The organism is Streptomyces hygroscopicus subsp. hygroscopicus (assembly GCF_001553455.1).
In the GTDB taxonomy this organism is placed as follows: domain Bacteria; phylum Actinomycetota; class Actinomycetes; order Streptomycetales; family Streptomycetaceae; genus Streptomyces; species Streptomyces hygroscopicus.
The window spans coordinates 1-11943 of the sequence record NZ_BBOX01000150.1 but is presented as its reverse complement, the minus strand read 5'-3'; the positions used below and the strand labels follow the sequence as shown (position 1 = coordinate 11943).

Sequence of the window (11943 nt, the reverse complement as noted above, 5' to 3'; positions counted from 1 at the left end):
GACGTCCACCTGTCGGCGGTGGAACGCCGGTGGTGACATCGGATCGGATGTGATCACCCGGCGGGGACGCCACCGCTTCCGGTCGCTCCCTGCCCGGAGATCGCCTCCGAGCCTACGTTCCAGGCGGCGATGGCCGGGCGGCCATGCTCAGTTCCCAGTCGACTCACGGTCGCGGTGTCCAGCCGGAAGAGCGCGCCGGCGGACGGGGGCAGGCCCAGTCGGCGGGCGGCGAGCACCCGCAGGACGTGGGCGTGCGCCACCAGCACCACATCGCCGCCGTCCTCCGCGTCCAGATCGGGCGCGATCCGGGCGAGCACCCGGTCCACCCGGGCCCCGATCTCCTCCGGCGACTCCCCCGGGTGACCGGGGCCCGGCGGGACGCCGTCGGTCCACAGCTCCCAGTCCGGGCGGGTGCGGTGGATCTCGGCGGTGGTGACGCCCTCGTAGTCACCGTAGTCCCATTCGTGCAGCTCGGGCTCGATGGTGAAGTCCTCCAGCCCGGCGAGGTGCGCGGTGCGCACGGCCCGCCCCAACGGGCTGACCAGGGTCTGCCCGATCTTCCGCGCGGCGAGCAGCGGGCGCAGCTCGTGCGCCTGCTCCTCGCCGCGGGCCGTCAGGGGCAGATCGGTCCAGCTGGTGTGCTTCCCCGACCGGCTCCATTCGGTCTCACCGTGCCGGATCAACAGCAGCTCAGCCACGGTCGCCGGACGCCTTCTCCTCATCGATGGCCCGCTTCTCGTTCGCGGCGGCGGCGATGGAGGCGCGCACCGACTCCATGTCGAGGTCCCGGGCCTGGCCGATGACGTCCTCCAGGGCCTGCTCGGGGAGGGCGCCGGGCTGGGCGAAGACCGCGATGTTCTCGCGCACGATCATCAGCGTGGGGATGGACTGGATGTCGAAGGCGGCGGCCAGTTCGGGCTGGGCCTCGGTGTCGACCTTGGCGAACAGCAGATCCTGGTGGCGTTCGGCGGCCTTCTCGTAGACGGGCGCGAACATCCGGCACGGCCCGCACCAGGAGGCCCAGAAGTCGATCAGGACGAAGTCGCTCCCGGACACGATGTCGTCGAAGTTGTCCTTGGTGAGCTCAACGGTGCTCGTGCTCATGCCTGCGTTACCCGCTTCCGTACGTCGGCAGATGCCTTGTGCACGGTAACCCCGCCCCCGCCGTCCGTTATTCCGGTGCCGTCCCCGCGGCTAACCCGTCCGGAAGCGTATGCCGAGGTCGGCGGGGGTGAAGTGGTGCACGCCCCGGGTGGACAGCCCGTGCCCGGTCCCCCGGAGGACCCAGAAGCCGCCCGTCCGGCCGTGGCCGTAGCCGGGCGCGGCGGCGACCACATCGTCATGTCCGTCCCCGTCGGTGTCGAGCAGCGGGGGCTGGGGGGCGAAACCGTCGGAGCCGTACGGAGCGTGGCGGCCGGGCACCCCCGGGGTGTCAAGGTCGACGGCCTGCTCCCCGCCGTCCCCCACGTGCGTGCTCGCGGCGGGGTCGTACTCACCGCCGCGCCCGCGCCGGGAACCGGGCAGCAGGACGAGCCGGCCGTTGCCGTGGTTCGTCTCCGGGACGGCCACCACGAGGTCGGGACGGCCGTCACCGGTGATGTCGCCCACGGCCGGGGAGCCGCCGAACCCGTCGCCGCGCCGCGGCTCGCCGGGCAGACCGGGAGCGGACGGGTCGACCGTAAGGTCCGCACGCCCCCGGCCCGGACCGGACCTGGCGCCGTGGACGACGGTGAGCCGGCCGGAGCCGTGGTGCCGTCCGGTGCCGAGGGTCCCTTCGCCGGGCGCGAGCAGATCGTCGATCCCGTCGTGGTCGGCGTCCCCGGCCGCGGGCTCGCGCGGGCCGTCCTCCGTACCGAGGGCGTGGGCCAGGCGCGGCTCGGGCCGCTTGTCCCGCACCAGGCCCTTGAGGCTGCCGCGGTAGTGGACGACGGGGAGGTCGAGGGGGGCGGTGTCACCGGCCCCCGGCCGGTCCGGCTGGTCCAGGCCGCCCTGCTGCTCCGGCTCACCTTCCTGGTCCGGCTGATCCGGCTGGTCCCGCTGGTCCGGCCCGCCCTGCCGCTCCGACCCGCCCTGCTGCTCCGGCTGGTCCGGCTGGTCCGGCTGGTCCGGCCCGCCCTCCTGATCCGGCTGGTCCCGCTGGTCCGGCTCACCCTCCTGATCCGGCTGGTCGGCGTCGTAGCGGTAGGTCAGCACCACATCCGTGCGGTGGTCGCCGTCGAAGTCCCCGGCGGTGGCGGTGGCGGGCGCGGCGCGGCGTTCCCGCCCGGTGGGGAGCGGGGCGGTACGGGCGGGGGCGGTCCCGGTGCCGAACGGCCCGTACAGCACGCGCAGCGCACCCCCGCCGCCCGCCTCCGAGGCGAGCAGGTCGGCGGCGCCGTCCCCGTCGAAGTCGCCCACGGCCAGCGCCAGGAACCCGGCCGCGCCACCGCCGAGCGGGCGCGGCGCGGACAGCCCGTGGCGGCCGCCGCGCAACACCACCGTCTCCCCCCTCCGCTCGGCCCCCGGCGTCCTCCCGTGCCGGAAACGGGCCGTCACCAGGTCGGTGTATCCGTCCCCGTCGAGGTCGGTGCGCAGCAGCGGCCCCACGTAGTCGTCCTCGGCGCCGTCGACGACAAGGCGGTGTCGGGGGTCGAGGCCCCGTGGCGAGCCGTAGACCACCGCCAGCCGGGCGGGCAGCGGCCCCCGGGAGGCACTGGTGGGACGGATGGTGGTGGCGAAGTCGTCATAGCCGTCGCCGTTGAAGTCCCCCAGCGACGCACCGGCGGCCTCCTTCGCGGCCCCCACCACCGGCCTCCGCTCCCCATGGCCCCGGTGGCCGCCCCGACTGCACCCGGCGAGCAGCAGCACGGTGGACACGGTCACGGCGGCGACGGGGACGATCGAACGCACGGCGGCACCTCGCGAGTCGGATCGGCACGGGCAGGGGCACGAGTTCGGGCAGGGGCACGGGCACGAGCACGGGCACGGTTGACGGTTTCTCCCTCGCTCAAGGACTCCACCCGGCGCTTCCGGGTTGCTCCGTGGAATTCACGCGACACCGGGCGCCGGGGTTGCGATCATTGCGGGATTCTCCCCCGGACCAGGAAGGCGATGACCGATGCCTGCCGTACCCGCCGATCCGACGGTGCTGCACCCGATGCCCGGACAGCCGCGGGTGGTGCTGCTGAAGCCGCTGGTCACCTCCCCGCTGATCGAGGTCGGGGAGTTCTCGTACTACGACGACCCGGACGACCCCACCGCGTTCGAGACCCGCAACGTCCTGTACCACTACGGGCCCGAGCGGCTGGTCATCGGGAAGTTCTGCGCACTGGGCGAAGGGGTGCGGTTCATCATGAACGGCGCCAACCACCGCATGGACGGCCCCTCGACCTTCCCCTTCCCCATCATGGGCGGTTCGTGGGCCGACCACTTCGACCTGATCACGGGTCTGCCCGGGCGGGGCGACACCGTGGTCGGGAACGACGTGTGGTGCGGATACCGGTCGACGGTGATGCCCGGTGTCCGCATCGGCCATGGCGCGGTCATCGCCTCCGGTTCCGTGGTCGTGGACGACGTCCCCGACTACGGCATCGTGGGCGGCAACCCGGCCCGGCTCATCCGCCGCCGCTACGACGACGAGGACATCGCCCGGCTGCTGGCCCTGGCCTGGTGGGACTGGCCGATCGAGCACCTCACCGCCCATGTCCGCACGATCATGTCGGGAAGCGTGGCCGACCTCGAGGCGGCGGCTCCGGCGTGATCTCGGCGGGCCCGCCGCCCCCGGCGTCGGCGCGGCGTTGGTCAGGCCCGCCACCCGCCGCGTCGGCGTAGCGGCGGGCCAGCCGTGCGAAGGCGTCCTTGAGCTCGGGCGGCCCGACCACCTCGATGTCGGCGTCGAACCTGCCGATGGTGGCGGCCAGCCCGGGCCATGACCACGCGCCCAGGACGAGCCGGCAGCGGTCCGGGCCGAGCGCTTCCACGACTCCGTCGTGGACGTAGGGGAAGACGTCGGCGGCGGGGAGGCCGAGGATCACCTCACCCCGGCAGGGCCAGCCGCCGGAGCCGTCCGAGCCACTGGAGCCGTCCCAGCCGCCGGAGCCGCCCGAGCCACCCGAGCCACCGGAGCCGTCCGAGCCGCCCGAGCCGTCCGAGCCCCGGAACCTGGCGGCGACGAACGCGGCCACATCCCCGCCGGGCACTTCGCGCGGGGTGAAGCGGGGCCCCGTGGGGGTGCGCGGCGTGATCCGGTCCACCCGGAAGGTGCGCCAGTCGTCGCGGTCGAGGTCCCAGGCGATGAGGTACCAGCGCCCGCCCCAGGTGACGAGGTGGTGCGGCTGCGCCCGGCGCGGCGGAGGGGGCACGGGGAGAGCGGTGTCGGCGGCTCCCGGCGGGGAAGCGGGGGTGTAGTCGAAGCGGAGTTCTTCACGGGCGCGGACGGCCGCGCTGAGCGTCACCAGGACGCCCGGGTCGACCTGCGGACGCGGCCGGGTCCCGGCGCGTTCGACGGCGGTGATCCGCAGGGCGTCGACGCGGTGGCGCAGCCGTGCGGGCATGACCTGCCGGACGGTGTGCAGCGCACGCCTGACGGCCTCCTCGATACCGGCGCCGGTGGCGGCGGCGGTCTGGAGGGCGACGGCCAGGGCCACGGCCTGGTCGTCGTCGAAGAGCAGCGGCGGCAGCTCCGTACCCGCGTCGAGCCGGTAGCCCCCGTCGGGGCCCTTGGTGGTCACGATGGGGTAGCCGAGTTCACGCAGCCGGTCCACGTCGCGGCGCACGGTGCGCGAGCTGACCTCCAGCCGCTCGGCCAGCAGCTGCCCCGGCCAGTCGCGGCGCGCCTGGAGCAGCGAGAGCAGGGACAGCAGACGCGCTGACGTCTTCGGCATGACTCCCATTCTGCGCCGAGTAGCGGCCACAACCTGTCCGCTACCTCTGTGAATGTTGGCTCCGTCAGACGACGAGAACGACCAGAAGGACCCGATCACCGTGACCGCCAGCACCACAACCCCCACCACCCTCGACGCCGAGCGGGCCGACCTCGACGCCGAGCGGGCCGATCTGCTCGCCGAGCTCGCCGCCGCGCGGGCCGCCCTGATCAAGACCGTGCAGGAGCTCAGCGACGAGCAGGCCGGTGAGCGCCCCACGGCCAGCACGCTCTGCCTGGGCGGGCTGATCAAGCACGTCGCGTTCATCGAGGAGGGCTGGATGCGCTTCGTCCTCGAGGGCCCCTCCGCGCTGCGGTACGACCTGCCCGAGGGGGTCACCTGGGCCGACCTCATGAGCGGCACCGCGAAGGAGTTCCCGCAGTGGGCGATCGACAGCCAGAACAACTTCCAGATGCTGCCCGATGACACGCTGGCCGGGGTGCTCGAGCGCTACGAGCAGGTGGCCGCCCGGAGCACGGAGGTCATCTCCACCGTCCCCGACCTGTCGGCGACGCACCCGCTGCCGGAGGCGCCCTGGAACGAGCCGGGTGCGGAACACAGCGTGCGCCGGGTGATCATGCACGTCATCGCCGAGACCGCCCAGCACGCCGGGCACGCGGACATCATCCGCGAGACGCTCGACGGGCAGACGTCCAGCTGACCGCCTCCCGGAACCGCTCGGCGCCGCGCTGCTGACGGCCGTCACCGGCGCGGCGCCGGACCCCATGAGCCAAGGAACCCGAAGGGAACGGCGCGACCGTGAAGACGCGTGAGCTGGGGCGGACCGGTATCCAGGTCAGCCCCTACTGCCTGGGCACCATGAAGTTCGGTCAGGTGGGCAATCCCGACCACGACGACTGCGTCCGGATCATCCACCGGGCGCTGGACGCGGGGATCAACTTCCTCGACACCGCCGATGTGTACGGCCCCCACGGGGAGTCGGAGGAAATCGTCGGCAAGGCGCTGCGCGGGCGGCGCGACGACATCGTGCTGGCCACCAAGGTCAACGGCAGGATGGGCGAGGACCCCAACCGCGGCGGCAACTCCCGGCGCTGGATCATCGCCGAGGTGGAGCACTCGCTGCGGCGCCTGGGGACCGACCACATCGACCTCTACCAGATCCATCACCCCGATCCGCGGACCGATCTGGAGGAGACCCTCTCCGCCCTGACCGACCTGGTGCGCAGCGGCAAGGTACGGGCGATCGGATCGTCCAACTTCCCGGCCTCGGAGATCGTCGAGGCGCAGTGGGTCGCGGACCGGCGCGGACTCCAGCGGTTCCGTACCGAGCAGCCCACGTACTCCATCCTCAACCGCGGCATCGAGCACGAGATCCTGCCCGTCTGCCAGCGGTACGGCATGGGCACGCTGGTCTGGAGCCCGCTGGCGATGGGCCTGCTCACCGGCCGTTACCGCAAGGGCCGAACCGTGCCGCCGCGGGACGCGCGGATGCGCTGGGTGCCCCGGCACATGACCGACGAGCGCAAACTCGACGCCGTGGAGCGGCTCATCCCGCTGGCCGAGGAGGCCGGCCTGTCGCTGACCCACCTCGCGATGGCCTTCGCCCTCACCCACCCCGGCGTCACCTCGGCCATCATCGGGCCGCGCACCATGGAGCAGCTCGACGACCTCCTGGCCGGCGCCGGAACCACCCTCGACGACGCGCTCCTGGACCGGATCGACGAGATCGCGCCGCCCGGAACCGACCTCGGCCCGATCGACGTGTCCTACACCCCACCGGCCGTCGAACGCGCCGCGCTGCGCCGCCGCCCGGCCGGGGAACGCGCCGCGGTGACCCGATGACCGTCCTGGGCACCCGGGCGCTGAACCGCGCCACGCTCGCCCGGCAGCTGCTGCTCGACCGCGCCGGCATGCCGGTCCTCGACGCCGTCGGGCACCTGTGCGGTATGCAGGCGCAGGAGCCGCAGGAACCGTTCACCGGGCTCTGGTCGCGGCTGCGCGGGTTCGACCCGGCCGTCCTGTCGGACCTGCTGACCGGGCGGAGGGTGGTGCGCACCCACCTGATGCGGCGCACCGTCCACCTGCTCACCGCCGATGACACCGTGGCCTGGCGCGCCCGCCACGACACCATGCTGCGCCAGCGGGTGCTCGGCACCTACCGCCGCGAGTTCGAGGGGGTCGACCTGGGCGAACTCGCCGTGGCGGGCCGGGCGGTGATGGCCGACGGCGAGCCCCGCACGATGGCCGAGCTGGTGCGGGTGCTCGCCGAGCGCTGGCCGGCCCCGGCCCCCCGGGCACTGGGCGAAATGCTGATCGCCGCCCTCGTGCCGATGGCGCAGACGCCGCCGCGCGGGCTGTGGCGGACCAAGGGCGGGGTGCGCAACGTCCTGCTCTCCTCCTGGCTGGGGCGGACCATCGACCCGCCCGCCCCGGACGGCGCCGACCCGGTCGGCCAGGCGCTGGTGCGGCGCTATCTGGCCGCCTTCGGCCCGGCGGCCTCGGCCGACCTGCGCGCCTGGTGCGGCCTGGCCGGGCTGCCGGCCGCGGTGGCCGCGATCCGCGAGGAGCTGGTCAGCTTCCGCGACGAGCGCGGGCGCGAACTGCTCGACCTGCCCGACGCGCCGCGCCTCGACCCCGACACCCCCGCCCCGGTGCGGTTCCTGCCGGCGTTCGACAACGCGATCCTCGGCTACCACGACCGCGGCCGGATCATCGACGACGCCCACCGCGGCCTGTCGGTCGCCGGGGAACGCGTGGTGCTGGTCGACGGCCGGGTCTCCGCGACCTGGACGGTCGAGGCCGGCACGGTGGCCGTCACCCCGCTGGGCCGCCTCTCCCGGGCCGACCGCGACGCCGTGGCCGAGGAGGGGCGGGAGCTGGCGTCGTTCCTCTCCGACGGGGAGAGCCACCGGGTACGCGTCGCCGAGGCTCCGCGCTGAGCGGACAGGGTTCCGCGCTGAGCAGACAGGATTCCGCGCTGAACGGACGAGGCTCCGCGCTGACCGGACAGGGTTCCGCGACGGACGCCGCGGATCCGGCGGCCGGGCGTCCCTCGCGGGGCCACGCCCGCCTCATGGGCGGTGTCCCCGGCGGCCGGCGCGGGGAGCACGGGGAGCGCGGGGAGCGCGGGGAGCGCGCGCTCGGGCGGGTGGCCGTGCCCCGAACGCGGCGGGACACGGCTCGTGGAAGCCAAGAAGAACGGCCACCAGGTGGCCGTGCCCCGAGCGCGGCGGGACACGGCCGGGTCGCGGCGACGGCTCAGCTCCATGCCCGTCGTTCCCGGCCACCGGGGTCGTCGAGCTGGGCCCACTCGGCGTCGATGCGCATCGTGGCCCGGCGCCGGGTGTCGTACGGCTCCCAGCCGGGGTCGCCGGTCTCGGCGAACCGGACCCAGGTCCGGTGCACCCGGGCAGCGAGGTCGGCGGGGGGCTCGTCGGGGCCGAGCAGGGCGGCCGGTCCGCGCAGATGGGGCAGATGGGCGAGGTCGAAGACGAAGGGCAGCTCCATCGCGTGGGTGGCGCCGAGTTCCCCGTCCAGGGCGTGGGAGCGCCAGGCGAACTCATAGGCGTAGGTGGCCGATCCGGGGTGGGCGGCGTGTGCGTCGGCCAGGGCCCAGCTGCCCGCGCCGAACAGCGCGTGGCCCAGGATGGCGGACCGCAGCTCGGCGGAGGACGCCTCGGGCCGGGACCTCCGGTACGTCTCGACGAGCCGCGCCGGGTCCGGGTGCGCACGCGCCGCCGCCGCCTCGACGTCGCCCGCGGTGGAGGTGGCGTACGTGCCCACGGGGACCAGGTAGAGGTTCCCCTCCTCGGTGTTGGTGCCGATGAGCAGGTCGACGCCGGCGCCGGGGCCGGTGGCGACGGACGCGGCGGGCTGTGTGTCCAGGACCAGGCTGAAGGGGCTGAGCCCGGCCAGCGGGTCGTGGTGCGTCGCGGTGCGCAGGTCGATGCCCGCGAGCCGGGCGGCGGCCTCGACCAGGCGGTCGTCGGAGATCTCCGCGAAGTCCTCGGCACGGGGCTCGACGCCCAGGGCCTCGGCCGCCGCCCAGGTGACGCGTGCGGCCTGCTCGGTGGTGAACGCGCCCAGACCGCTGCCGCTTTGGACGATCGCCCGGCGGAAGAGGCCCGCGGCACCGGGGGTGGCCAGGACGCCGCCGACGATGGTCGCCCCGGCCGACTGGCCGAAGAGGGTGACGTTGTGCGGGTCGCCGCCGAAGGCCGCGATGTTCTCCCCCACCCAGCGCAGCGCGGCGACGACGTCGAGCAGGCCGCGGTTGGCGGGCGCTCCGGGCAGGTCGAGGAACCCGGCGATGCCGAGCCGGTAGTTGAGGGTGACGAGGACGACGCCGTCGCGGGCGAACGCGGAGCCGTCGTACAGCGCGGACCGGGTCGATCCGGCGACGAACCCGCCGCCGTGGACGAACACCATGACGGGCAGGCCGCCGCCCGCGCCCTCGGGCGCCCAGACGTTGACCGTGAGGTAGTCCTCGCCGCGGCTCCAGCCTTCGCCGAAGTACGGGGACATGTCCACGCTGCCGAGCTTGCGCTCGGACTGGGGCGCGTTGGGTCCCGGGACAGTGGCGTCCCGGATGCCGTCCCAGGGCTCGTGCGGACGCGGTGGGGCGAACCGGCCGGCGCCGCGCGGAGGGGCGGCGTAGGGGATGTTGAGGAAGACGGCGGCGCCGTCCCGGCGCAGTCCGCGGACCGCTCCCCGCGCGGTGGTCACGACGGGGTCGGGGTGGTGGTTCACTTCTCGTGCCTTTCTGCCCTTACGCGGGCCTCAGCCCTGCTCGGTGTACGGGGCGAAGGGGGCCCAGCCCTTGATGGCGAACGTGCTGCCGTCGCGCGTCACTTCCGCCGCGCCGTGGCCGCCCAGGTGGGCGGGGATCACCAGGGCGTTGTTGTCGGCCGCCCAGCCCAGGACCTTGCGGCGGGTGGCGCGGGCGCCCGCGGGGTCCTCGCAGAAGCAGCTGTTGACGTCCGGCTCCAGGATCTGTACCGGGGTGTGCAGCATGTCGCCGACGAACACCGCGCGGTCCGAGCCAGAGGTAAGGGTCAGCACGGAGGCGCCCGGGGTGTGTCCGGGAGCAGCGTCCAGGCGGAGGTTGCCGTCGATGCGGTGGCTGTTCTCCCACAGCAGCGTCTGGCCGGCCGCGTGCACCGGGGCCACGCTGTCCTCGAAGACGTTCTGGTTGCCGCGGCCGAGGAGCGGCTTGTGCCCGTTCTCGGGATTCCAGAAGGCGAAGTCGTCCTTCGGCATCAGGTAGGTGGCGTTGGGGAAGGTGGGCACCCAGCTCCGCCCCTCCAGACGGGTGTTCCAGCCGACGTGATCGATGTGGAGATGCGTGTTGACCACGATGTCCACATCCTCGGGCGCGACACCGGCCCGCGCGAGATTATCCAGGAAATCCGTTTCGAGATGGCTCCAGACCGGCGCGTACGGGCGCTCCTTTCCATTGCCGACACCGGTGTCCACGAGGATCGTCCGGCCCTCGCTGCGCAGTACCCAGGTCTGGATCGCGCTGTTCACGATATTGGTCTCGGAATCCAGGAAATGCGGGCTCAGCCAGTCGGCGCCCTCGTCCCACACCTCTTGTGAATTCTCCGGGAAGAAGACGTCGGGCGTCATGTCCACGGGCCCGAAATATTCCCACACCCGGGTGACGGTGACCTTGCCGAGTTCGATCTGGTCCATAGGGGCTCCTTGCGGGTGTTCGAGAAATCGGCAGCTCTCCGGAGAAATCGGCAGCTCTCCGGGAACCGGAGACCTCCAGGAACCGGAGACCTCCAGGAGAGGAAGCCTTCCTGGAAAAGAAGTTCTCCGGAAAGGAAAGCTCTTCTGGAAACGTACGAGCGGCCCGGTGCGCGCGGTATCCGTAACGTGACTGCACCTGCGCACGCCCCGGGCCCCGGGCCCCGCGCTTGTAACCTGGTCGGCGCAAGGCGAGGCGGCTTCCGCTGGCGGGGTCACTTCCGATCGCAGAGTCACGATTCCTGGAGACTCCGTGGACAAGCGCACAGGCGGCCCCAGCACCGTCACGGGCCCGGAGCCGGACGCGGAGCCGGGCCCGGAGCCGGGCACGGAGGAGCCGATCGTCGGCCGGGACGCGGAGCTGGCGCGCCTCTTCCGTACCGTGGACCCCGCATCGTCCGACCCGCTGCTCCTGCTCGTCGGCGAGGTGGGCGCGGGGAAGAGCACGCTGCTGGACTCCGCGGCGCGCCGGGCCGAGGCGAACGGCGCCCGTGTCCTGCGCGCCCACGGGAGCGAGTCGGAGTCGACTCTCGCGTTCTCCGCGCTGCACCAGGTGCTGCGGCCGGTGCCGGCCGCGGTGGAGGCGCTGCCGGAGCGGCAGCGCACCGCGCTGCGCCACGCCTTCGGCGCGGAACCGGCCCCGGCGGAACCCGACCTGATGATGATCGGGACGGCCGTCCTGGGCCTGCTCTCGGCCCTGGGCGACCGGCAGCCCGTCCTGGTGGTGGTGGACGACGCGCAGTGGTGCGACCGGGCCTCCCTGGACGCGCTGTCCTTCGCCGCCAGACGGCTGGCCGGGGAGCCGGTCACGATGCTGCTCGGGGCCCGTGCCGACAGCCCGGTGCCGGGGTTCGACCGCCACGTACCGGTGCTGGCTCTGGGGCCGCTCGACGACGCCGCGGCCAACCGTCTGCTGGACCTGCGGCCGGAGAGACCCACCGGCAGGACCCGGGCGCGGATCCTCGACCAGGCCGCCGGCAACCCGCTGGCGCTCACCGAACTGACGCGGGCGGCCACCCCGACGCGGGCGGCCGGCGCGCACGACGCCACCACGGAGCCGCCGGCCGCGGGTCCGCTCCCGCTCACCGATCGCCTGGAGCGGATCTTCGCCGCCCGGCTGGACGGGCTTCCCGCCGCCACCACGCGGGCCCTGCTGCTCCTGGCCGCGATGGACACCGTCGACTCCGCCGCCGTCCCGGCCGGGCCGTGGCACACCGAGGACGACGCGTGGCTGCCCGCCGAGCGGGCCGGGCTGGTCCGGCGGACCGGCCGGGGCGTCCGGTTCCGTCATCCGCTGGTCCGCTCCGCCGTGTATCACACGGCGTCGTTC

The 11943-nt window shown here is 73.8% G+C and carries 11 protein-coding genes; 5 read left to right on the top strand and 6 right to left on the bottom strand.

Annotated elements, in window-relative coordinates; all coding sequences use genetic code 11:
• Positions 1–53 precede the first annotated feature (53 nt).
• The 3 genes from AXW62_RS17180 to AXW62_RS17170 all read right to left on the bottom strand — a co-directional run bounded on the left by AXW62_RS17180 (position 54) and on the right by AXW62_RS17170 (position 2889).
• The gene (locus AXW62_RS17180; RefSeq protein ID WP_060945298.1) at positions 54–698 is read right to left on the bottom strand and encodes a histidine phosphatase family protein; all 645 of its coding nucleotides are present in this window, start codon (positions 696–698) and stop codon (positions 54–56) included.
• Positions 691–1104 (bottom strand): thioredoxin, encoded by a 414-nt coding sequence (trxA, locus tag AXW62_RS17175; protein WP_030826146.1) that lies wholly within the window; start codon positions 1102–1104, stop codon positions 691–693. The genes AXW62_RS17180 and trxA overlap by 8 nt, the downstream gene beginning before the upstream one ends.
• Positions 1105–1194: 90 nt before the next feature.
• Positions 1195–2889 carry an FG-GAP and VCBS repeat-containing protein gene (locus AXW62_RS17170; RefSeq protein WP_060945297.1) on the bottom strand — a complete coding sequence of 565 codons (1695 nt, stop codon included), beginning with the start codon at positions 2887–2889 and terminating at the stop codon, positions 1195–1197.
• A gap of 208 nt (positions 2890–3097) precedes the next feature.
• Between AXW62_RS17170 and AXW62_RS17165 the strand changes: the two genes are divergently transcribed.
• Complete coding sequence (locus AXW62_RS17165) at positions 3098–3739, top strand: CatB-related O-acetyltransferase (RefSeq protein WP_030826150.1); 642 nt, start codon at positions 3098–3100, stop codon at positions 3737–3739.
• On the opposite strand, the gene AXW62_RS17160 is transcribed toward AXW62_RS17165, so the two are convergent.
• Positions 3693–4862 carry a helix-turn-helix transcriptional regulator gene (locus AXW62_RS17160; protein ID WP_079115659.1) on the bottom strand — a complete coding sequence of 390 codons (1170 nt, stop codon included), beginning with the start codon at positions 4860–4862 and terminating at the stop codon, positions 3693–3695. The two genes, AXW62_RS17165 and AXW62_RS17160, sit on opposite strands and share 47 nt — an antisense overlap.
• 52 nt (positions 4863–4914) lie before the next feature.
• Here AXW62_RS17160 and AXW62_RS17155 point away from each other — a divergent pair, with 52 nt between their 5' ends.
• From AXW62_RS17155 to AXW62_RS17145, 3 genes are all read left to right on the top strand, one after another.
• Complete coding sequence (locus tag AXW62_RS17155) at positions 4915–5562, top strand: DinB family protein (protein ID WP_079115658.1); 648 nt, start codon at positions 4915–4917, stop codon at positions 5560–5562.
• Positions 5563–5660: 98 nt separating this feature from the next.
• On the top strand, positions 5661–6704 hold the full coding sequence (locus tag AXW62_RS17150) for an aldo/keto reductase (protein ID WP_060945296.1): 1044 nt from the start codon (positions 5661–5663) through the stop codon (positions 6702–6704).
• Positions 6701–7801: a winged helix DNA-binding domain-containing protein gene (locus tag AXW62_RS17145; protein ID WP_060945295.1), complete on the top strand. Its 1101-nt coding sequence runs from the start codon at positions 6701–6703 to the stop codon at positions 7799–7801. Before AXW62_RS17150 ends, AXW62_RS17145 begins: the two co-directional genes overlap by 4 nt.
• A gap of 319 nt (positions 7802–8120) precedes the next feature.
• Here AXW62_RS17145 and AXW62_RS17140 read toward each other — a convergent pair whose 3' ends face one another.
• Both AXW62_RS17140 and AXW62_RS17135 read right to left on the bottom strand, forming a co-directional pair.
• Complete coding sequence (locus AXW62_RS17140; protein WP_060945294.1) at positions 8121–9611, bottom strand: carboxylesterase/lipase family protein; 1491 nt, start codon at positions 9609–9611, stop codon at positions 8121–8123.
• Positions 9612–9641: 30 nt separating this feature from the next.
• A complete protein-coding gene (locus AXW62_RS17135) occupies positions 9642–10556 on the bottom strand; it encodes an MBL fold metallo-hydrolase (RefSeq protein WP_060945293.1) in 915 nt (304 codons plus the stop codon).
• A 310-nt stretch (positions 10557–10866) separates the two neighbouring features.
• On the opposite strand from AXW62_RS17135, the gene AXW62_RS17130 reads away from it, so the two are divergent.
• A partial coding sequence (locus AXW62_RS17130; RefSeq protein WP_159060903.1) for an AAA family ATPase occupies positions 10867–11943 on the top strand: 1077 nt, incomplete at its 3' end.